This window comes from Thermococcus sp. 9N3 (assembly GCF_012027685.1).
Classification (GTDB): domain Archaea; phylum Methanobacteriota_B; class Thermococci; order Thermococcales; family Thermococcaceae; genus Thermococcus; species Thermococcus nautili.
This window is the reverse complement of record NZ_SNUV01000001.1, coordinates 335,387-353,392: the sequence shown is the minus strand read 5'-3', so window position 1 is coordinate 353,392 and position 18,006 is coordinate 335,387. Positions and strand designations below refer to the sequence as shown.

Genomic DNA, 18,006 nt, shown 5'->3' with positions numbered 1-18,006 from the left:
CCTAATCTCTATGGCGAATTATAAAACCCTAACGCCAGCTCAGATTGAGACCCCTAATGACATGCGTACTACACTCCAGACCGCGAGGAAGCTCAGAACAGTCGAGACGACCCATATGGTTTCCTCGTTTCTATCGGGTTGTATCCCCAAAACCTTCTCCCCAGTCCACTGGAGAAGGGGCGTGAGAAGCAGAACGGTGAGCAGAGTGAGCCCCGCGTCAAAGGTCAGGAGCGCCGTTCCCGTGAGCACAGCAATCCCGGCAGAACCCGAAAGCAGGGCGGTTTCTATCCGCTTCCTCCAGAGGGCGTAAACTGTAAGAACGAGGAACGGAAGCACAACGGCGAGGAAAAAGACCAACTATGGGGTGAACTCGGAGGAGCGGGCCGGAGGATTTCTCGACCAGCAAACGGCCTTTATGTAGTCCTCCCGCAGAACTGCAAAGGCAAGCACAACTCGACGGAGAGAAAGAGGAGGGGATAAAGAAGAGAGCGGAGCTTCATCGGGCTCACCCCACCTCCACGCGGGAAATTGAGTCGGCGAGTTTTTTGACGTCATCCTCTCCTCCCCAGGCGAGAATCAGGTACAAGTTGCCCGCGTCCCTTGTCTCAATCACAAGCAGGTAATCACCTCCTTTCTTGAACACCCAACCCTTGGAAAGACCGCCGGAAAGCTCCCTGACTGCAGTATGGCCTGAGTGCTCAAGCTTGGAAATGTAGGCGTCCACAATCTCGCTGGGATTCTTCTCGTAATCAAGTCTAAATGCTTCGGTTATCTTCGACTTCTCCGGCGTGTCCCCGTAATCCACCTTGGCTATTATTGCCGTTCCCTCCAGTGGATACACGTAAAGGGCCATGTGGAGGGTTCCGGAGAGCTTAACTCTTTCAACGTTCAGTCCAGGCCCCATAATTCCCGTCCAGTTCTTGGAAACACCTTCCAGGGATTTAAAGTAGCAGGATGGCTTTTCAAGTGGCCACGACGCGTTTTCAAAGCCAAAAAACCCGATGAGCACGTGCCTTGGGCTTCCGTTTACAACCTCATCGAGTGTTATGCCCTTAAATCCTGCCCAAGGCGGGAACCCCGGCCCGCTGACGATTGGGGGCTTAACATCGCTGACGTTCACCATTACTCTTGAAAAGCAGGAGTCACTACTGCTGACATCTGTGTCCTGAGCATAGAAGAAGACTCCCAAACAGAGGAAAAGGATGAGAGCAAACGGAACCGCGTATCTTTTCATAGAGACCACCACCTTAAGACCCGCCATCGGGTTGGCCAGGCTCTCGGTAGATGTAGTTCTATCCATATTTGATTCTAATTCACCACTGCCCAAGGTAGTAATCCTTATAATGATTTCGTTAAAAAGAGGGTTTAGATGTCTAAATGTTTCACAAGCTCCCCAAAATCCACTCTTGCCGTCATGTCGATGTTTATCGGCGTGACGCTGACCTTCCTCTCGACCTTCAGGGCGTAGGCATCGGTTCCCGGCTCGAAGTCCTGAACGAGTCTGCCGACAATCCAGTAGTAGGGGTTGCCCTTGGGGTCAATCCTTTCCTCGACCGTCGGGGAGTATCGCTTCCTGGCTAAGCGGGTGATTGCTATCTCCGTCTCCTCCGTCGCGTCGCTCGGCACGTTGACGTTAAGCATATCGACGCCCTCTGGAAGACCCCTCTCAAGGACAGCACCGGCTATTCTCCTGAGGAAGTGCGCCGAGACCGAGAAGTCAACCCCTTCACCCTCGCCGAGGGTCTTCTTCCACTCCACCTCGAGGCTAATCGCTATGCTCGGAATCCCGTGAGTGGAAGCCTCTATCGCTGCTGAAGCCGTTCCGGAGACAGTTATCTCCGTGCTCAGGTTCTCGCCGAGGTTAATCCCGCTGACCGCTAAGTCAAAGCCACCGAAGCGAGCCAAAGCGAAAATCACGCAGTCAGTAGGAGTTCCGTCTATTCCATAAGCCACTTTCGCGCCGGGGACGTCAACGCGCTTGGCCCTTATCGGCCTGTGGAGCGTCATGGCCCTGCCGCTCGCACTCCTCTGGAAGAGCGGGGCAACGACGTAAACTTCGCCGAGCTCGCTCAGGGCTTTCACAGCGGCGCGCAGGCCGTTGGAGTAAATTCCGTCATCGTTGGTGAGGAGGATTCTCAAGGCTACACCTCCAAGTCTTCAACTTTTGAAATCGCTAAAAGACCTTCCCGTGGTGCAACGGTAAGCAGGTCAGAATCGAGGCTCACTATCCCGTCAAGACCGTAGTATTTGGCTGTTGCCAAGATTAGCGCATCGCTGGGGAGGAGACCATAAGTGGTGACAATTGTGAGCGCCTCAACTATTATCTCATTCGTTGTATCCAAGAATTTCGGAAACGCGAGAAGGGGCAACACAAAGTCGACAAACTCATTGCCGACCTTTTTAACAAGCTCTGGATGCTTTTTTAAGCCCCAGTATCCCTTACCCGTTCTGTGCTTGAGATACATAAAAAGAACCTCGTTGTAAACCACGTCGTTTATAAACAGAGAGTATCTCCCTGTGAACAGCTTCTCGACGAGTTGTTCGGCTACATGATTTCCTCGAAAGTTCTCGATAAACACGTTGCTGTCAAGGAACAAGCTCATCATACATCTCCGCCTCCAGCTCCTGCCAGGATTTTGCTCCTTTCATGATTCCCTTTGCTCGTTTGAGGGCTTCTTCCACGTTTAGCTTGCCTTGTAGCATTGCCAGTTCAATCTTTAGCCGTTCAACGTTTTTCTGAGATGTTTTAATTACAATATGAACTTCGGTAACTTCTTCCATTTTCCCACCAACAATTTCTCGACGCAAGGAGATTTAAACCTTCACCACCCTGACATCGAGCTTTTCAAAGTCCCTATCGAACGTGTAAATCTCCTCTATGTCGAGTTCTTTCATCTTAACGTAGGCCAAAGCGTCGTTCACGCCGAGGTTTTTCTCCTCGGCTATGAGAGTTGCCTTTAGATAATCACTGGGAGAGACCGGAAGAACTTCAATGTTCTCACTCGTTAAAACCGCCAGAACGACCTCAACGGCCTTCTTCTTTCCTCCCCTGCTCTCGACGACGTTGGCAACCTCGCTCAGGTGGACGACCGTAGTTACAACACGCTCGCCATCGCTCACCCTCGTGAGTATCGCCTTGGCCCGCTCCTTGATTTCCTTAACATTCTCTGGTGGCTCCTTCTTCGGCCTTAGAAACGCGTATATGAAGACGTTGGCATCAATGAACCTCATTCCATCCACAGCTCCTTTTTGAGCTCCTCCCACTCCTTCAGCTCATCAATCTCAACACTGTCGAAGAACTTCCGCAGGTTGGCTCTCCTCCTCGGAAGGAGCTCCACCCTATCGCCAAGGTCAACTATTATGACTTCGTCGCCAAGCTTCTCCCTAATCTCACGGGGAATGAGAAGCCTGCCCTGGGAGTCGAGACGTTTCACCACTATTTCCATATCCTCACCATTTTTTGGATTTACTACCACCCTTAAATACGTTTTGACATGGCCTACCTTTAAAAACCCCTGTCCCAACGCCCCTCAGGTGAGAGCATGACCTACTGGACGAGCGAGGACAACGTTGCCGGAAAGCCGGGAACGGCGCTCTTCATAATCCTGCCCACTATAGGTTGCTACCGCTTCAGAATAGGAAAGGCCTGCTACATGTGCGCCTACCCCACCTCGGCCCCCAAAGTCAAGTGGAGCCAGGAAGCAATAGTGGACTACGTGAGGGAAGCGCTGGAGAAAATAAAAGGCAAAAAAGGCCCTTTCGCGGTGAGAATGTTCACATCAGGCTCTTTCCTCGACAACGGCGAGCTCAAACCTGAAACGAGAAGAAAAATCTTCGAGCTTCTGGCGGAGATGGAGAACGTTGAGGAAATCGTCATCGAGAGTAGGAGCGAGCTGGTTCGCTACGACGCGGTTAAAGAGCTGGCCAAGATAGTTCCGGACAAGCACTTCGAGGTTGCCATAGGGCTGGAAACGGCCAACGATGACATCGCCGACGTCTCGATAAACAAGGGCAACACCTTCGAGGACTTCGTGAGGGCCTCGGAGATAACGAGGAAGGCTGGAGCGAAGGTCAAGACCTACCTCCTGCTGAAGCCGATTTTTCTGAGCGAAAGAACGGCAATAGAGGACGTCAAGGAGAGCATAATCAAGGCCGAACCCTACACAGATACCTTCTCGATAAACATCACCGACATCCAGAAGGGGACTCTCTATGAGAGGCTGTGGGAGAAGAATGAGTACCGCCCGCCGTGGCTCTGGAGCGCGGTCGAGGTTCTAATCTGGGCGAAGAAAAAGTTCCCGAACAAGAGAATCCTGAGCGACCCCGTTGGGGCTGGCTCAAAGCGCGGACCCCACAACTGTCTGACAGACTACGACCGCGTTATCGGCAGGGCGATAAAGAAGTTCTCGGCGACGCAGGATTTGAAATACATCGAAAACCTCAAGCCGGAGTGCAGGGAGAGGTGGAGCTACATCGTCGAGAACGGGCTTTTGGACTGGCAACTGGTTACGTGGTGATTCTTCGAAAGCCCCCTGCCTTCTCCAAAACTTTTATCCCGATGCACGTTTGCCCTCGAATGAACCTTTTCTGGACATCAATGTCCCCCCGCGAAAGCTTTAAATGTTGACAAACGTAAAAGGCCACGTCGAGAGGTGGTCCCGATGGCCGAAAACGCGAACACCGTTGTTGAAAAAAACGGCTACCTTGTCGTCGGAAAGGCGGAAGGAATCGTTGAGATTGACGTTGATACATTTCTCTGCAAGGGCTGTGGAATTTGTGTCGAGATGTGCCCGAGGAAGGTCTTCGAGTGGAGCAAGGAGCTGAGCGAGAAAGGTGTGCACTATCCAGTCCCTGTTCACGCGGAGAAGTGCGTCAAGTGCAAGCTCTGTGAGCTCCTCTGCCCGGACTTCGCCATCGCGGTAAGGTGGTGACCATGATAATCCGCGGTGACGAGCCGGAGCAGATTAGGCTCCTCAGGAAGCTCTACAAGCCCGGCAACTACTTCATGCAGGGCGACGAGGCTGTTGCCTACGGTGCGCTGTTTGCGGGCTGTCGATTCTACGCTGGCTACCCGATAACCCCGTCGAGCGAGATAGCTGAAACCATGGCGCGCGAACTGCCGAAGCTCGGTGGCTACTACCTCCAGATGGAGGACGAAATTGGAAGCATAGCGGCGATGATAGGCGCCTCCTGGACGGGCTTCAAGGTCATGACGGCAACGGCCGGTCCGGGCTTCTCGCTGATGCAGGAAAACCTTGGCTACGCCGTAATGACCGAGACTCCGCTCGTTCTGGTCGACGTCCAGAGGAGCGGGCCTTCAACCGGCCAGGCCACGAAGGGAGCACAGGGAGACTTCTTCCAGGCCAGATGGGGAACGCACGGCGACCACCCGATTGTTGCCGTCTCTCCAACGAGCGGGCAAGACGCTTTCTGGGAAATCATCAGGGCTTTCAACATCGCCGAGAGGCTCAGAACTCCGGTGGTGTTCCTCTTCGATGGCGTTCTCGCCCACACTCGCGAGCTGGTGAAGATTCCGAGTGTGGACGAGGTGGAGATAACCTACCGTAAGCTTCCCCAGAACGAGGAGGAAGCGAAACTCCCCTTCGGCGACCCGCACGGAGACGGCGTTCCGCCGATGCCCCTCTTCGGCCACGGCTACTTCACCCACGTGACAGGCTCGACCCACAAGGAGAACGGCCTGCGCGATGTTTACACGCCGGAAGTCCACGACAGGCTCGTCAGGAGAATCCACCGGAAGATAGAGAAGAATAGGCACGTCTACGAGAAGTACGAGGAGCACTTTACCGATGATGCCGAAATACTCGTCGTCAGCTGGGGTGTTACGGCGAGACCTGCCCTCGGAGCCGTTCTAAAGGCGAGGGAAGAGGGAATAAAGGTCGGCCTCTTCGTGCCGAAGACGGTTCACCCGTTCCCGGGCAAGAGAATGAAAGAACTTGGAAAGCGCGTTAGGGCCATACTCGTCCCCGAGATGAACCTCGGCCAGATGATTCTTGAAGTTCAGCGCTACGTCAACGACGACGTTCTGCTCAAGGGCGTTAACAAGATTGGTGGCGTTCCCCTGACCGTTGAGGAAATCCTGCGCGAGATAAGGGGTGTTGCCTGATGCCCGAGATTTATTCCAAGTACCCGATGGTTAAGTACCTCCGCAAGGAGGCCCTGCCAACCGCTCTATGTCCCGGCTGTGGCGGTGGAACGGTTCTGAACGCCTTCGCCAACGCGGTTGACCAGCTCAAGCTCGACCCGAGGGATTTGGTTGTCGTGAGCGGAATAGGCTGTTCCGCGTGGATAGCCTCCCCCTACTTCCTCGCGGATACACTTCACACAACGCACGGAAGGGCGATAGCCTTCGCTACGGGAGTTAAGGTCGGTTTGCCGGACAAGAAGGTCGTCGTCATAAGCGGTGACGGCGATTTGGCGAGCATCGGTGGAAACCACCTGCTCCACGCCGCGAGGAGGAACATCGACATAACGGTGATTCTCGTCAACAACTTCATCTACGGAATGACCGGCGGACAGGTCGCCCCGACGACGCCCTTCGGGGCAAAAACTACCACCACGCCCTACCGCAACATCGAGCATCCGCTCCAGATTTCCGAGACGATAGCAGCCGCTGGGGCGAGCTATGTAGCCAGATGGACAACAGCCCACGTTTACCAGCTCATCGAGAGCATCAAGAAGGCCCTAACCGTTAAGGGCTTCTCCCTCGTCGAGGTCATCTCGCAGTGTCCCGTCCAGTTCGGAAGGAGGAACAGGATGAAAGAACCCGCGGAGATGCTCCGCTGGTTCCTGAAGAACAGCGTCCCGATAAGCAAGGCGAAGAAGATGTCGCCGGAGGAGCTTGAGGGCAAGTTCGTCATCGGCGAGTTCGTCAACAGGCAGAGGCCGGAGTTCACGGAGGAGCTCAACAAGCTGATTGACGAGGTCCAGGAGCACTTTGGCCTTAAGGGTGGAGATGATGTTTGAGACTGTTGGGAAGAAAGTGAAGGAAGCCTTTGGGGACAGGGTGGAGGAGGTTATAGTCTTCGGCTCCCGGGCGAGGGGTGACGCTAAACCCGAGAGCGACCTCGACGTCCTCGTGGTGCTCGATAAGATAGAGCCTGAGGACTGGGACAGGGCAGGAGAGCTCAGCGCCGAACTAACGCTTGAGTTGGGGATTTCGGTCATGATTGTCCTTCACACGAGGAGGGACAGCCTCTACGAGACCGCCGCAAGGGAGGGCATAGCGGTATGAACGAGGAAATCGGGGCACTCATCAGGAGGGCGGAGGAGAGGCTCAAAGCTTCCTGGGAGCTTTACTCTAAAGGTTACTACGGCTTCGCAATCTCAAGCGCGTACTACTCGATGTTCTACTGCGCCAGGGCGCTTCTGCTCTCGAAGGGAGTTAACCCCAAGAGCCACGCGGGAGTTCATGCCCAGCTCGGAAAGGAGTTCGTGAAGACTGGGATGCTTCCGGCTAAGCTCTACACAGCGTATTCAAAGGCCCTGAACATGAGGCATACGGCCGATTATGACGTTTTCGTTGAATACACCGAGGAAGACGCCCGGGCCGTTTTGAAAGGTGCGGAGGAGTTTTTGAAGTTCACGAAGGAGTATCTGGGGGTGTAAACATGCAGATTAGGCTCGCCGGAATCGGCGGTCAGGGAGTCGTTTTGGCTGGAGTAATCCTCGGCGAGGCGGCCGCGATTGAGGGTTTGAACGTCCTTCAGACCCAGGACTACAGCTCCGCGAGTAGGGGGGGCCATTCCATAGCGGACGTCATAATCTCAAAGGAGCCTATTTACGACGTAATGGTCACTAGGGCGGACGTTCTGGTAGCCCTCGCCCAGCTCGGCTACGACACGGTTAAAGACTCGCTGAAGGAGGACGGGCTTTTAATCATCGAAACGGATTTGGTTAGGCCCGATAGGGACTACGTTGGCGCGCCCTTCACCAGAATCGCCGAAGAGACGACTGGGCTCGCCCTGACGGTCAACATGGTTGCGCTCGGCTACCTTGTTGCGAAAACCAATGTTGTGAAGAAGGAGAGCGTTGAGGAAGCGATTAGAAGGCGCGTTCCGAAGGGAACCGAGGAGATAAACATCAAGGCCTTCAGGGCCGGTTATGAGGAGGGTAAGAGATGATGATTGAACTTACAACTGCTGACGTCTTGGTTATCCGGCTCAGGGATGACGAAGTCGTCGATTCAGTTGACCTCGGCGAGGGCGTTATCGCGCACCTGAACGAGAAAGGGGAAGTCGTTGAGATTGAAATCCTTGATGCGTCCAAGTCCGTTGACTTCAAGGAGCTTGTCCTCAGGATTCCAAGCGGGGTGATAGCATGAGGTACCCGTTTCCGGTCGGCAGGTCGGACTTCATTCAGGGTGATGAGGCCATAGCGAGGGCGGCTATACTGGCCGGTTGCAGGTTCTACGCCGGCTACCCAATAACCCCCGCGAGCGAGATATTCGAGGCGATGGCCCTCTACATGCCCCTCGTCGATGGGGTTAGCATACAGATGGAGGACGAGATAGCGAGCATAGCGGCGATAATAGGCGCCTCCTGGGCGGGAGCGAAAGCGATGACTGCAACGAGCGGTCCCGGCTTCTCGCTGATGCAGGAAAACCTTGGCTATGCCGTGATGACTGAAACGCCGATTGTTGTCGTTGACGTCCAGCGCGGTGGACCTTCGACGGGCCAGCCAACTTTACCGGCTCAGGGCGACATAATGCAGTCCATCTGGGGAACGCACGGTGACCACGTGCTGATAGTTCTCTCCCCGTCAACCGTTCAGGAAGCCTTTGACTTCACGATTAGGGCCTTCAACTTGGCTGAAAAGTACAGGACGCCGGTCGTTCTGCTCACCGATGCGGAGATAGCCCACATGCGCGAGCGCGTTTACATTCCAAAACCGGAGGAAATTGAGACCGTTTACCGTAAGCTTCCCCAGAACGAGGAAGAAGCTAAGCTTCCCTTCGGCGACCCGCACGGAGACGGAGTACCGCCGATGCCGATTTTCGGGAAGGGTTACAGAACCTACGTTACGGGTCTCACGCACGACGAGCGCGGAAGGCCGAGGACTGTTGAGGCGGAAATCCACGAGAGGCTCATAAAGAGGATTTTCAGGAAGATACTCGACCACAAAGACGAGATAATCAGCAGGGAGGAGTTCATGCTCGACGATGCCGAGGTTGCGATAGTCACGACCGGAATAGTTTCGCGCTCCGCAGTGAGGGCCGTCAAGATACTCCGAGAGAAGGGCGTCAAGGCCGGCCTGCTGAAGCTCAACACGATATGGCCCTTCGACTTCGACTACATCGAGGAGCTGGCAGAGCGCGTGCGGAAGATATACGTGCCGGAGATGAACCTCGGACAGCTCTACCACCTCGTCAAGGAAGGCGCCAACGGAAAGGCGGAGGTCGAGCTCATAGCCAAGATAGGCGGTGAGGTGCACACGCCGATGGAGATAGTCGAAAGGGTGGTGGGATGATGTACCTGAAGTCCGCTTACGAAATCCGCGACAAGTACCTGAGGAAGGACATGTTGCCCACTATCTTCTGTCCGGGCTGTGGAATCGGTAGCGTTCTCCAGTTCACACTAAGGGCCATAGACGACCTCGGCCTCAACCAAGACGAGATAGTCTGGGTAAGCGGAATAGGCTGTTCCTCCCGCGTTCCCGGATTTGTGAACTTCGACGGCCTTCACACAACGCATGGAAGGGCTCTGGCCTTCGCCACTGGCATAAAGCTCGCCAACCCCGATTTGAAGATAATCGCCTTCATGGGCGATGGCGACGCGGCCGCTATAGGTGGAAACCACTTCATCCACGCCATCAGGAGGAACCTCGACGTTACGGTAATCCTCATCAACAACTTCACCTACGGAATGACCGGCGGACAGGTCGCTCCGACCGCTCTAAAGGGCCTGCGCGGGACTACTGCACCGTACGGCCAGTTTGAGAACCCCTTCGACATAGCCAACCTGGCGGTTTCTGCCGGAGCCAACTACGTGGCAAGGTGGACGGTCTTCAACTACCTCCAGGGAATCAACAGCATAAAGAAGGCCCTGCAGAAGGAGGGCTTCACGCTCGTTGAGTTCTTAAGCCCGTGTCCGATAAGCTTCGGAAGGAGAAACAGGATGAAGACGGCCCCGGAGCTAATCCGCTGGTACCAGAAGATAACCGTCCCGCTCGCCAAAGCTAAGAAGATGAGCGAGGAGGAGCTTGAGGGCAAGATAGTAATCGGCGAGTTCGCGGACAGGGACAGGCCCGGCCTTGTGAGGGAGTATCAGGAGTACATAAAGAGGGCCAAGAAAATGATGGGGTGGGAGCAATGAGGAAGGAGGTACTCTTCAGCGGGTTCGGCGGTCAGGGTGTCATTCTGGCGAGCGTTATCCTTGGAAGGGCCGCCGCTGTCTACGAGAACCTCTACGCGGTCCAGACCCAGAGCTACGGGCCGGAATCGAGGGGCGGTGCGAGCAGGGCCGAGGTGGTTATAAGCGACGAGCCGATTGACTATCCCAAGACGCTCCACCCCGACTACGCCGTCTTCTTCTCGCAGGAGGCCTACAGCAAGTACCTCCACACCGTGAAGGAAGGCGCCACCGTAATAGTAGAGAAGGACCTCGTTCCCCACCGCGACGAGGAGTTCGAGAAGAAGCTCAACGTCATCGCTTTGCCCCTGACCGAGATAGCCGAAGAGACAACCGGATTAAGCCTGACGATGAACATTCTAACCCTCGGCATACTCGTCGGCGTGACAGGGATAGTGAGCAGGGAAGCGATAGAGAAGGCCGTCCGCGACGCAGTTCCAAGGGGAACGGAGGAGATAAACGTCAGGGCCCTCAAGAAGGGCTTTGAGATAGCGGAGGAACTCAGGAGCTGAGCTTGGAGAGCTTCTCCATTATCTCCTTTTCCTTCTCCCTGAGCCTTTCGATTTCCCTCTTGTAGGCAAGGCGCATTCTCTCGATGTGCTCGATTGCCTCGTCCTTCGTCACCTCAACGAGCAGGTCTGCGAAGGAGCGGTATATCTTCCTCTCGGACTTGGTTGCCGTGATGATTCCCTCGGCGTACTCAAGTTCCTTCATCTTGAGCTCTATCGCCTTCCTGAGCTCCCTAACCTGTCTGAGCTCAAGTTCGAGCTCGTAAGCCTTCACTGCCTCCACGTTCTCACCTCCTAAAAAAGAATGGCCGAGGAGGGGTCACTCCTTCTTGGGGCTCATCTCCTGGAGCTCCTTGAGGAGCTCGTTGACCTTCCTGGTGTCCTCCTCAATCTTCCTCAGCAGGGCCAGGCGGAGGTTCATAAGGGCGTTAATCCTCTTCTCGATGTTCTCTCTGGCCTCGTCGATTGTGGCCCCGACGAGGATTCCGGCTCCAACGTCCATGATAACGTCGTCGGGGTCTTCAATCTTGCCCTTTATCGCTATGCCGCTCCCGAGCGGGATGTAGATTGCCTTGCCCTTGCCCTTCTCCTTGATGTAGGCGAGGGTGGCGTCAACCGTTCTGAGGTCGGCGATGGTGGCGTCTATCGCTCCAACCTGGCTCCTGAGGTACTCGATTTCACCGAGGTAGCTCCTAATCTCGTCCTGAATCCCCTCAAGGGTCCTGACCTTCTTCTCCTCGGCCATTCCCACCACCCCCTTCCCTTTTCGCTCCCATATTTTAGTTACCTTTTGTATTTAAAAGTTTTTCGCCTCACAAGGCTTATTAAGGGACAGGAACAACCGTAGGACATGATAATCAACGAGACGAAGGGCAGGGTCTGGCACGGGCGCGTTGAACTCGCGGACACCTTCTTCAAGCGCTTTAGGGGACTAATGCTCGTGGGCAACGTAAGTCATGCCCTCGTTTTCGTCCTCCCCGTTGAAAGCCGGCTCAACGCTTCAATCCACATGCTCTTCATGCTGAGCGACATCGACGTAATCTGGCTCGATTCGACGAAGAGGGTAGTTGACTTCAAGAGGGCAAAGAAGTGGCGCGTTTACGCCCCAAAGAAACCGGCCAAGTACATCATAGAGGGGCCCGTTGGCCTCATCAGGGCCCTTGACGTGGAAGAAGGGGATTTAATAAGCTGGCAGGTCAGCGAGGAGAAGAGGAAGAGTGTTCCGGTCAGGGTCTCTCTCCCCGGTAAGGTCTCCTTTGACAAGGCCAACGGCTTCGCTATGGCGGAGAGCGTTAAGGAATTGAAAGCCGAGAAGAACTAACCCTGCGTAGTGAGTTTTTGCCAGAAATCTTCTGGAAAGAGCTCAATGATATCCTTCACGGCTCCAAAGTCTTCATCGAGAGTGGCAAGCTTGTCGCAGTTGTACTCGAGGGCAGTTGCTAAGATTCGAGCATCATGTGGAAGAAGAGAGTAATCGTGGATAAGGGTCGCAATTGTCAGCCAATCTCTGGAGTCAGAAACGAGTAAAATTTTCTTTGCATCGAGGAGTGCTAGAATATCCGAGATAACTTCAGAGGCGCGCTTTCTAAACTCAGAATTGCTTCTGAGAAGCTCTTTAACCTTCCAAATTGACCTTGCACCATACTCTTTCTCCCCAAGCTTTCGGATAAGCGCATAGAACAACTCATCAACGACAGTATCTGATGTTACTTTCCCTTCACGAGATTCAATGACCTCAACGGCATATTCGGTCAGACTGGTCTCGACAAGATAGTTGTATAGAACGCTTGTATCCACGAAAATCACTGCTCGTACACCTCGAGCCTGTACTGTTTGAACTCTTTAGCGTTTCCCTTTCCAAACATTCCCGGTCGGATTTCCTTCTTTTTCAGTTCAATGAGCAGTCTAAGCTCGAAGGATTCTTTGGAAAGATGAGAATACAGCCGTAACATCTTCTCAGAGGCAACCTCAGACATTTTATTCACCATTTCACCTTATCAAGACTACAAGATAAAAACATTTTCTCAAAACTCCAGCTCGACCCCGTTCTCGTCGCCCTCCCAGAGTGTCAACCGCTTTAGGGAAACGCCCTCCGGGAGCTTCGCATTAACCTGCTCCGCAATCCAGAGAGCGATGTTCTCTGTTGTCGGGTTCTCAAAGAGGGAGTTGAGGTTTCTATGGTCGAGCTTTCCAATGATTTCCTCCACGATGCGCCTCAGCTTGAGAAAGTCAATCACGTAACCGTTTCTAAGGGGCCCCTCAACGGCAATCTCAAGCCGGAAAGTGTGCCCGTGAATCTCCTCCGGTTTTCCGTTGATGAGAACCGCGTGAGCGGATTCAAACCTGAAGCGTTCAACTACCCTGGCCTTCATTCAAACCACCGGGATAAGAAAACCCCCACCTCTGATAAGGGTTTCCCAGGTGGCGTCCAATTCTCCTTAAGTCTTATTGCAACTCATTTGGATAGCGAAAAGGCTCCATGAGCTGTTGTGCTTTCAATTCTCTTCGAGTCTTATTGCAACCTCGACCCAGCTCCGGTCATCAACCGAGACGAGCTTACTTTCAATTCTCCTCGAGTCTTATTGCAACTAGGCATCAGAGGCACGACAATCCCCTTCGACACCACTTTCAATTCTCCTCGAGTCTTATTGCAACTTTGGACTCGGGAAACAGGGCACGTGGTGAGAACAGACTTTCAATTCTCCTCGAGTCTTATTGCAACGTACTCGCGCGTATTTTCTCAGCTTTTCAAGAAGAAGCCTTTCAATTCTCCTCGAGTCTTATTGCAACGCTCCTCCATCGTATCAGAGTTGAGCATCTTGACCGTGCTTTCAATTCTCCTCGAGTCTTATTGCAACCAAAGAAGGTCTTGAAGCCCTTCGCGCTAGTGCTGATGCTTTCAATTCTCCTCGAGTCTTATTGCAACACCTGTTCGAGCTCCTTCTCGACTTCTGCGAGCTCACTTTCAATTCTCCTCGAGTCTTATTGCAACGTACAACACAAAGCAATACTACGGGCTCTATTTCCCAACGACTTTCAATTCTCCTCGAGTCTTATTGCAACGTTTTAGACCCTCCTTAAATTTATTTGTAAAAAAGAGCTTTCAATTCTCCTCGAGTCTTATTGCAACGTTCTCAAGAAGCGCCTTGGTTGGGCGAGGCAACACACTTTCAATTCTCCTCGAGTCTTATTGCAACTCATCTGTGTATCTCGTAACGTACGGAGCGATAAAGAACTTTCAATTCTCCTCGAGTCTTATTGCAACTTGTGTGCCCACTTGGAAAGGTTTTCGGCAGGATACTTTCAATTCTCCTCGAGTCTTATTGCAACACCGCCGGCTCAAGAAGAAGAAGGAAGAGGAGATAATCTTTCAATTCTCCTCGAGTCTTATTGCAACGTTTTAGACCCTCCTTAAATTTATTTGTAAAAAAGAGCTTTCAATTCTCCTCGAGTCTTATTGCAACCCTACGCGAGGGCAATAAACAGAAACGTGAACTACTTCTTTCAATTCTCCTCGAGTCTTATTGCAACAGGGCGCGAAACTCGTCCTTTTGCCCAACGAAGAAAGAAGGATTACCGGATATTTAAGACTTTCTGGGGATTTCCCAAAAAAGAGCCACCTGGGCCCGTGAATTAAGACTCCCGAAGGAAAATAGGAGCGTGTAGAGGTTCAACGGGCACTCAAAAACTTCTCCTCCATCGGGGATAATTAGTTTTCAGAGCCAGGATAAGCCAACAAATTTAAGACAAACCCCACTAAGAAGGTTAAACTCAGAAAGGCATGATTTCGCCAGGTTTTGGTTAAATCCATAGGCTCCCCGGGCTTTGTTCAGCATTTCGAAGAAAATTCGTTACATTAAATGGCATAAAGTATTACAAGAGGCAACACCAATGAAAAAGCAAAAATCAATTCCCAAACTCCACAGGACAGATTAAAACTGAAATGGGAGCAAGACATGCCTACACTTCAAAAACCCACGCACTTCAGCGTGATAACACATCAAAGCCAAGCTCCCTGAGCTTCCATATTATCTCCATCGGGAAGCCCACGACGTTGTAGTAGTCGCCCTTAATCCACTCAACGAAGAGGCCCGCCTTCCCCTGGATTCCGTAGGCTCCGGCCTTGTCCATCGGCTCACCCGTTCTTATATAAGCCCAGATTAGCTCGTCGTCGAGGTCTCTGAACTTGACTTCCGTCGTCACGGAGCCGGTTATCTCGCTCCCTTCGTGGATTATGCAGTAGCCGGTCGTGACGCGATGAACCCTTCCGCTGAGGAGCTTGAGCATCTCGTAGGCTTCATTCTCGTCCCCTGGCTTCCCGAGGATTTTTCCGTCGATGCTGACGACTGTGTCAGCCCCGATGACCGCTCCGCCGGTTCGGGAGTAAACTTCCCGCGCCTTCAGCCTTGCAAGCTCGACGGCGCACTCCTCGGGAACAGTGCTGGAGCACTTCTCCTCGGCGTTGCTCGGGATTACGTGGAAGTCAGCGATGAAGCGCGACAGTATCTCCCGTCTCCTCGGTGAAGCCGATGCCAGAACGAGCATCCGCCCACCCCCAAACGTTAAAAGGAAAGCGCCCAAGTTGAACGGGCGATGACGACAATTTCGCTAGCTGAACCGTGATGAGTACCCTCGCAACCGAGCCTAAGCGAGGCACTCCTCTATTGCCTCCACTATGCACTCGACGTCCCTCTCGAACTCGAGGACCGAACAGCGGTTCCCGTCTATCGGCGGGCAGTTCTCGGCTATTCTCCTCAGCTTGACGTGGACGATGCCCTTCCTGCCGTCCTTCTCGAGCGTGTACTTCCGGTAGAGAACGTCGCAGTCCTCGCCCTCAAGCTCCTCGACGCTCGCGTTGAAGTTCGCCTTTATGACCCCCTCAACGCCGTTCACTATCTCCATCGCTATGTCGTAGCTCCTGTCGCCGATTACCATCGGGGGGCAGATGTGCTCCATGTTGTGCTTGTCGAACTTGTGGAAGCTCTCCGGAATGATAACGACGTCGTACTTCATGGACACCACCGGAAAAGGAAGGAAGCGGAGGTTTAAAAGCCTGTCTTAGTTGGGGGCTTTCCAAAGTTCTTCTGGATGAAGTTGATGGTCAGGTAGACGAAGGCGCTCAGCCAGAGGAAACCTCCGAGGGGAAACGCCCACGTGGGACCAAAAACGCCCAGTAGGTACGAGACCAGTCCACCGAGAAACAGGGCCCAGAAGAGCATATCCTTCCAAATCCCCATGCTACCATCTCCGGAGTTTATCACTAACAAAAGTTGTAAAAGGTGTTAAAAGGCTTGCGCTTCATTAAGTGCTGGCCCAAATCGGAATTCCCGCATCGAGGAGCCTTTTGAGTTCCTTGCCAATCGGCGTGCTCTTGCTCACCTTGACGAGGCCCTTCTTGCTCGGCGTCGCGGTGAAGACGTACTGCTCGCCACCGTAGAACTTGAGCGGTTTCTTCGCGTAGTCGGGCGAAACGCGAAGGACAATCGTTTTCTTCTTCTCCTCGACCTCGACGGGTATCTTCTCCTTGGGCTTCTGCGCTTCCCTCTCGGCAAAGCTCTTGACGTCTATGCTTATGCCTATCCTCTTCTCCAGCTCGGTTATCCTCTTGCCCTTCTTGCCGATGATTGCCGGGATGTCGAACTCGTCGGCATAAATCACGGCCTTGTGCGGGCTGACTATCTCGACCTCGGTGTAAACATCGGGCAGGAACTTCTTAATCTCCTGCTTGAGTCTCTTCTCGGCGAGCCTCAGTGCCGGGGCCTTCTCCTCCTTCTTAACAGGAACGACGCTTATCTCCTCGCCGTAGGTGTAGATTTCGTACTCAAGCTCCCCAGTCTCGAAGTCCCTGACCTCTATGACGGGCCTCGCGAGGTCCTCTTCCTTCATCCCGCTCGGCACCTTGACGAGGTATTCAAGCGTCAGAACCTTCGCAACCCTGCCCGCCTTGATGAAGAGAACCGTGTCGACTATCTGCGGTATCATTCCAAGCTCGACCCTTCCAATGAAGCGCTGAATGGCGTCTATGGGCTTCGTCGCGTGAACCACTCCGACCATTCCGACGCCAGCCAGGCGGAGGTCGGAGTAAATCTTGAAGTCGCTCGTCTTCCTCATCTCGTCGAATATCGTGTAATCAGGCCTCACGAGAAGCAGTATGTCGCCGGTGAGCTCCATCTTACCGTTTAGAGCGGTGTACTGCGTTATCTCCTCGCTCACCTGCAGGTCCCTCGGCTTCTCCATCGTCTTCACTATCTTGCCCATGCTCGCGTACCACTCAGCTAAAGCCTGGGCGAAGGTCGTTTTTCCTTCACCGGGCGCACCGGCGATGAGTATTCCCTCGGCCTTGTCCTTGAGCCTCTCCAACAGCCTCTCGCTCAGCTCGTAGTCCTCTATGCTCAGCTTCTTGACGGGCCTGACGGCGGTAATCTCTATCCTGTCGGCGAAGGGCGGCTTGGCTATGACGATACGGTAGTTCCTGAGCTGGACGACGGTAGCTCCGGGCTCGTCGAGTTCTATGAAGCTGTCGGGCTCGCGCTTGGCCCGCTCAACGATATCATCGGCTATCTCCTCCAGCTCCTCGTCGCTCAGCGGTTCGTCGCGGATTGGGACGAGTCTCCACTCGCCGGGCTTCCCCTTCTTGGCAAGGGGCCTAACTCCGGCCTTGAGGTGGACGCTCATAGTCGTTTCATCGAAGAAGTCTTCGAGGCGGTGCCTTACCTCTTTCTTGGCGGTTAAATAAATCACGTCGATGCCCTTGGCTACCGCTATGTCCCTCTGCACCTGGTCGCCGGTGATGAGCGTTGCGTTGAGCTGTTTTGCCGTCTCGCGGACCATGTGGTCTATCTCGCCGGCTTTGGCCCGTCTAATCTGCCAGAGCTCCGGCCTCTCGCCGTAGAACTCGAGGAGTATCTCTCCCCTGTCGGCCATGTCGCGGAGCTTTTTGAGCTCCTCAAGGCCCGTATGGCCTATCGCCTTCCCCTCGTTGGCCTGGTGTTCTATCTCGGCTATGACCGCTTCCGGAACGACAACCTTGACCTTCTCGTCGAGGGTTGAGAGGAACTGCGTTAGTCTTCCATCAACTATCACGCTCGTGTCTGGAACGAACACCCTCATCTCTCTCACCGCTCTTCGCT

General features: G+C 53.7%; 28 protein-coding genes and 1 CRISPR repeat array. Of the genes, 12 read left to right on the top strand and 16 right to left on the bottom strand.

What is annotated here, in order from left to right:
- Window positions 1–39: 39 nt before the first annotated feature.
- From E3E30_RS01965 to E3E30_RS01935, 7 genes are all read right to left on the bottom strand, one after another.
- Window positions 40–357 carry a hypothetical protein gene (locus tag E3E30_RS01965; RefSeq protein WP_167728250.1) on the bottom strand — a complete coding sequence of 106 codons (318 nt, stop codon included), beginning with the start codon at window positions 355–357 and terminating at the stop codon, window positions 40–42.
- Window positions 358–505: 148 nt separating this feature from the next.
- Window positions 506–1,243 (bottom strand): hypothetical protein, encoded by a 738-nt coding sequence (locus E3E30_RS01960; protein ID WP_167728249.1) that lies wholly within the window; start codon window positions 1,241–1,243, stop codon window positions 506–508.
- A 122-nt stretch (window positions 1,244–1,365) separates the two neighbouring features.
- Window positions 1,366–2,139, bottom strand: a complete 774-nt coding sequence (gene surE, locus E3E30_RS01955) for a 5'/3'-nucleotidase SurE (protein WP_167728248.1) — start codon at window positions 2,137–2,139, stop codon at window positions 1,366–1,368.
- Between the two features lie 2 nt (window positions 2,140–2,141).
- A complete protein-coding gene (locus tag E3E30_RS01950) occupies window positions 2,142–2,606 on the bottom strand; it encodes a type II toxin-antitoxin system VapC family toxin (RefSeq protein ID WP_042690218.1) in 465 nt (154 codons plus the stop codon).
- The gene (locus E3E30_RS01945) at window positions 2,587–2,781 is read right to left on the bottom strand and encodes a hypothetical protein (protein ID WP_042690221.1); all 195 of its coding nucleotides are present in this window, start codon (window positions 2,779–2,781) and stop codon (window positions 2,587–2,589) included. Before E3E30_RS01945 ends, E3E30_RS01950 begins: the two co-directional genes overlap by 20 nt.
- Window positions 2,782–2,814: 33 nt before the next feature.
- Window positions 2,815–3,231, bottom strand: coding sequence for a type II toxin-antitoxin system VapC family toxin (locus E3E30_RS01940; RefSeq protein WP_167728247.1), 417 nt, complete (start codon window positions 3,229–3,231; stop codon window positions 2,815–2,817).
- Entirely contained in the window at window positions 3,228–3,446 is a 219-nt protein-coding gene (locus tag E3E30_RS01935; RefSeq protein ID WP_042690226.1) for an AbrB family transcriptional regulator, read from the bottom strand. The genes E3E30_RS01940 and E3E30_RS01935 overlap by 4 nt, the downstream gene beginning before the upstream one ends.
- Window positions 3,447–3,542: 96 nt before the next feature.
- Here E3E30_RS01935 and E3E30_RS01930 point away from each other — a divergent pair, with 96 nt between their 5' ends.
- From E3E30_RS01930 to E3E30_RS01880, 11 genes are all read left to right on the top strand, one after another.
- Window positions 3,543–4,517 carry an archaeosine biosynthesis radical SAM protein RaSEA gene (locus E3E30_RS01930; RefSeq protein ID WP_167728246.1) on the top strand — a complete coding sequence of 325 codons (975 nt, stop codon included), beginning with the start codon at window positions 3,543–3,545 and terminating at the stop codon, window positions 4,515–4,517.
- 144 nt (window positions 4,518–4,661) lie between these two features.
- Window positions 4,662–4,931: a 2-oxoglutarate ferredoxin oxidoreductase subunit delta gene (locus E3E30_RS01925; RefSeq protein WP_014121915.1), complete on the top strand. Its 270-nt coding sequence runs from the start codon at window positions 4,662–4,664 to the stop codon at window positions 4,929–4,931.
- A 2-nt stretch (window positions 4,932–4,933) separates the two neighbouring features.
- Window positions 4,934–6,124 (top strand): 2-oxoacid:acceptor oxidoreductase subunit alpha, encoded by a 1,191-nt coding sequence (locus tag E3E30_RS01920; protein WP_167728876.1) that lies wholly within the window; start codon window positions 4,934–4,936, stop codon window positions 6,122–6,124.
- Window positions 6,121–6,984, top strand: coding sequence for a 2-oxoacid:ferredoxin oxidoreductase subunit beta (locus E3E30_RS01915; protein WP_206205086.1), 864 nt, complete (start codon window positions 6,121–6,123; stop codon window positions 6,982–6,984). Before E3E30_RS01920 ends, E3E30_RS01915 begins: the two co-directional genes overlap by 4 nt.
- The gene (locus tag E3E30_RS01910; RefSeq protein WP_042690236.1) at window positions 6,977–7,252 is read left to right on the top strand and encodes a nucleotidyltransferase domain-containing protein; all 276 of its coding nucleotides are present in this window, start codon (window positions 6,977–6,979) and stop codon (window positions 7,250–7,252) included. Before E3E30_RS01915 ends, E3E30_RS01910 begins: the two co-directional genes overlap by 8 nt.
- Window positions 7,249–7,626 carry a HEPN domain-containing protein gene (locus E3E30_RS01905; RefSeq protein ID WP_167728245.1) on the top strand — a complete coding sequence of 126 codons (378 nt, stop codon included), beginning with the start codon at window positions 7,249–7,251 and terminating at the stop codon, window positions 7,624–7,626. The genes E3E30_RS01910 and E3E30_RS01905 overlap by 4 nt, the downstream gene beginning before the upstream one ends.
- A gap of 2 nt (window positions 7,627–7,628) precedes the next feature.
- On the top strand, window positions 7,629–8,141 hold the full coding sequence (locus E3E30_RS01900; protein ID WP_167728244.1) for a 2-oxoacid:ferredoxin oxidoreductase subunit gamma: 513 nt from the start codon (window positions 7,629–7,631) through the stop codon (window positions 8,139–8,141).
- Window positions 8,138–8,341, top strand: coding sequence for a DUF2283 domain-containing protein (locus tag E3E30_RS01895; protein WP_167728243.1), 204 nt, complete (start codon window positions 8,138–8,140; stop codon window positions 8,339–8,341). The genes E3E30_RS01900 and E3E30_RS01895 overlap by 4 nt, the downstream gene beginning before the upstream one ends.
- The gene (locus E3E30_RS01890) at window positions 8,338–9,486 is read left to right on the top strand and encodes a 2-oxoacid:acceptor oxidoreductase subunit alpha (protein WP_167728242.1); all 1,149 of its coding nucleotides are present in this window, start codon (window positions 8,338–8,340) and stop codon (window positions 9,484–9,486) included. The genes E3E30_RS01895 and E3E30_RS01890 overlap by 4 nt, the downstream gene beginning before the upstream one ends.
- Window positions 9,486–10,331 (top strand): 2-oxoacid:ferredoxin oxidoreductase subunit beta, encoded by an 846-nt coding sequence (locus tag E3E30_RS01885; RefSeq protein WP_014121907.1) that lies wholly within the window; start codon window positions 9,486–9,488, stop codon window positions 10,329–10,331. The genes E3E30_RS01890 and E3E30_RS01885 overlap by 1 nt, the downstream gene beginning before the upstream one ends.
- On the top strand, window positions 10,328–10,879 hold the full coding sequence (locus tag E3E30_RS01880; protein ID WP_167728241.1) for a 2-oxoacid:ferredoxin oxidoreductase subunit gamma: 552 nt from the start codon (window positions 10,328–10,330) through the stop codon (window positions 10,877–10,879). Before E3E30_RS01885 ends, E3E30_RS01880 begins: the two co-directional genes overlap by 4 nt.
- On the opposite strand, the gene E3E30_RS01875 is transcribed toward E3E30_RS01880, so the two are convergent.
- Both E3E30_RS01875 and pfdA read right to left on the bottom strand, forming a co-directional pair.
- Entirely contained in the window at window positions 10,869–11,159 is a 291-nt protein-coding gene (locus E3E30_RS01875) for a prefoldin subunit (protein WP_167728240.1), read from the bottom strand. The two genes, E3E30_RS01880 and E3E30_RS01875, sit on opposite strands and share 11 nt — an antisense overlap.
- 36 nt (window positions 11,160–11,195) lie before the next feature.
- The gene (pfdA, locus tag E3E30_RS01870; protein WP_042690250.1) at window positions 11,196–11,621 is read right to left on the bottom strand and encodes a prefoldin subunit alpha; all 426 of its coding nucleotides are present in this window, start codon (window positions 11,619–11,621) and stop codon (window positions 11,196–11,198) included.
- Between the two features lie 105 nt (window positions 11,622–11,726).
- Between pfdA and E3E30_RS01865 the strand changes: the two genes are divergently transcribed.
- A complete protein-coding gene (locus tag E3E30_RS01865) occupies window positions 11,727–12,197 on the top strand; it encodes a DUF192 domain-containing protein (protein ID WP_167728239.1) in 471 nt (156 codons plus the stop codon).
- On the opposite strand, the gene E3E30_RS01860 is transcribed toward E3E30_RS01865, so the two are convergent.
- The 7 genes from E3E30_RS01860 to E3E30_RS01830 all read right to left on the bottom strand — a co-directional run bounded on the left by E3E30_RS01860 (window position 12,194) and on the right by E3E30_RS01830 (window position 17,986).
- Window positions 12,194–12,682, bottom strand: coding sequence for a PIN domain-containing protein (locus tag E3E30_RS01860; RefSeq protein WP_042690255.1), 489 nt, complete (start codon window positions 12,680–12,682; stop codon window positions 12,194–12,196). The two genes, E3E30_RS01865 and E3E30_RS01860, sit on opposite strands and share 4 nt — an antisense overlap.
- Complete coding sequence (locus tag E3E30_RS01855) at window positions 12,679–12,864, bottom strand: hypothetical protein (protein ID WP_167728238.1); 186 nt, start codon at window positions 12,862–12,864, stop codon at window positions 12,679–12,681. Before E3E30_RS01855 ends, E3E30_RS01860 begins: the two co-directional genes overlap by 4 nt.
- Window positions 12,865–12,900: 36 nt before the next feature.
- Window positions 12,901–13,248 carry a 6-carboxytetrahydropterin synthase gene (locus E3E30_RS01850; protein WP_167728237.1) on the bottom strand — a complete coding sequence of 116 codons (348 nt, stop codon included), beginning with the start codon at window positions 13,246–13,248 and terminating at the stop codon, window positions 12,901–12,903.
- Window positions 13,249–13,301: 53 nt separating this feature from the next.
- A CRISPR array of direct repeats spans window positions 13,302–14,407; the repeat unit is 30 nt; unit sequence CTTTCAATTCTCCTCGAGTCTTATTGCAAC.
- Between the two features lie 453 nt (window positions 14,408–14,860).
- Entirely contained in the window at window positions 14,861–15,421 is a 561-nt protein-coding gene (locus E3E30_RS01845; RefSeq protein WP_167728236.1) for a Maf-like protein, read from the bottom strand.
- A gap of 99 nt (window positions 15,422–15,520) precedes the next feature.
- Window positions 15,521–15,889 carry a hypothetical protein gene (locus E3E30_RS01840; protein WP_167728875.1) on the bottom strand — a complete coding sequence of 123 codons (369 nt, stop codon included), beginning with the start codon at window positions 15,887–15,889 and terminating at the stop codon, window positions 15,521–15,523.
- A gap of 32 nt (window positions 15,890–15,921) precedes the next feature.
- Window positions 15,922–16,137, bottom strand: a complete 216-nt coding sequence (locus E3E30_RS01835; protein ID WP_167728235.1) for a hypothetical protein — start codon at window positions 16,135–16,137, stop codon at window positions 15,922–15,924.
- A gap of 40 nt (window positions 16,138–16,177) precedes the next feature.
- The gene (locus E3E30_RS01830; protein ID WP_167728874.1) at window positions 16,178–17,986 is read right to left on the bottom strand and encodes a PINc/VapC family ATPase; all 1,809 of its coding nucleotides are present in this window, start codon (window positions 17,984–17,986) and stop codon (window positions 16,178–16,180) included.
- Window positions 17,987–18,006 lie beyond the last annotated feature (20 nt).

Excerpts from the sequence above, each read along its gene's own strand:
- E3E30_RS01950 (WP_042690218.1), bottom strand. The coding sequence starts at position 2,606 with ATGATGAGCTTGTTCCTTGACAGCAACGTGTTTATCGAGAACTTTCGA.
- E3E30_RS01945 (WP_042690221.1), bottom strand. The coding sequence starts at position 2,781 with ATGGAAGAAGTTACCGAAGTTCATATTGTAATTAAAACATCTCAGAAA.
- E3E30_RS01940 (WP_167728247.1), bottom strand. The coding sequence starts at position 3,231 with ATGAGGTTCATTGATGCCAACGTCTTCATATACGCGTTTCTAAGGCCG.
- E3E30_RS01935 (WP_042690226.1), bottom strand. The coding sequence starts at position 3,446 with ATGGAAATAGTGGTGAAACGTCTCGACTCCCAGGGCAGGCTTCTCATT.
- E3E30_RS01930 (WP_167728246.1), top strand. The coding sequence starts at position 3,543 with ATGACCTACTGGACGAGCGAGGACAACGTTGCCGGAAAGCCGGGAACG.
- E3E30_RS01925 (WP_014121915.1), top strand. The coding sequence starts at position 4,662 with ATGGCCGAAAACGCGAACACCGTTGTTGAAAAAAACGGCTACCTTGTC.
- E3E30_RS01920 (WP_167728876.1), top strand. The coding sequence starts at position 4,934 with ATGATAATCCGCGGTGACGAGCCGGAGCAGATTAGGCTCCTCAGGAAG.
- E3E30_RS01910 (WP_042690236.1), top strand. The coding sequence starts at position 6,977 with ATGTTTGAGACTGTTGGGAAGAAAGTGAAGGAAGCCTTTGGGGACAGG.
- E3E30_RS01905 (WP_167728245.1), top strand. The coding sequence starts at position 7,249 with ATGAACGAGGAAATCGGGGCACTCATCAGGAGGGCGGAGGAGAGGCTC.
- E3E30_RS01900 (WP_167728244.1), top strand. The coding sequence starts at position 7,629 with ATGCAGATTAGGCTCGCCGGAATCGGCGGTCAGGGAGTCGTTTTGGCT.
- E3E30_RS01895 (WP_167728243.1), top strand. The coding sequence starts at position 8,138 with ATGATGATTGAACTTACAACTGCTGACGTCTTGGTTATCCGGCTCAGG.
- E3E30_RS01890 (WP_167728242.1), top strand. The coding sequence starts at position 8,338 with ATGAGGTACCCGTTTCCGGTCGGCAGGTCGGACTTCATTCAGGGTGAT.
- E3E30_RS01885 (WP_014121907.1), top strand. The coding sequence starts at position 9,486 with ATGTACCTGAAGTCCGCTTACGAAATCCGCGACAAGTACCTGAGGAAG.
- E3E30_RS01880 (WP_167728241.1), top strand. The coding sequence starts at position 10,328 with ATGAGGAAGGAGGTACTCTTCAGCGGGTTCGGCGGTCAGGGTGTCATT.
- pfdA (WP_042690250.1), bottom strand. The coding sequence starts at position 11,621 with ATGGCCGAGGAGAAGAAGGTCAGGACCCTTGAGGGGATTCAGGACGAG.
- E3E30_RS01865 (WP_167728239.1), top strand. The coding sequence starts at position 11,727 with ATGATAATCAACGAGACGAAGGGCAGGGTCTGGCACGGGCGCGTTGAA.
- E3E30_RS01855 (WP_167728238.1), bottom strand. The coding sequence starts at position 12,864 with ATGGTGAATAAAATGTCTGAGGTTGCCTCTGAGAAGATGTTACGGCTG.
- E3E30_RS01850 (WP_167728237.1), bottom strand. The coding sequence starts at position 13,248 with ATGAAGGCCAGGGTAGTTGAACGCTTCAGGTTTGAATCCGCTCACGCG.
- E3E30_RS01845 (WP_167728236.1), bottom strand. The coding sequence starts at position 15,421 with ATGCTCGTTCTGGCATCGGCTTCACCGAGGAGACGGGAGATACTGTCG.
- E3E30_RS01840 (WP_167728875.1), bottom strand. The coding sequence starts at position 15,889 with ATGAAGTACGACGTCGTTATCATTCCGGAGAGCTTCCACAAGTTCGAC.
- E3E30_RS01830 (WP_167728874.1), bottom strand. The coding sequence starts at position 17,986 with ATGAGGGTGTTCGTTCCAGACACGAGCGTGATAGTTGATGGAAGACTA.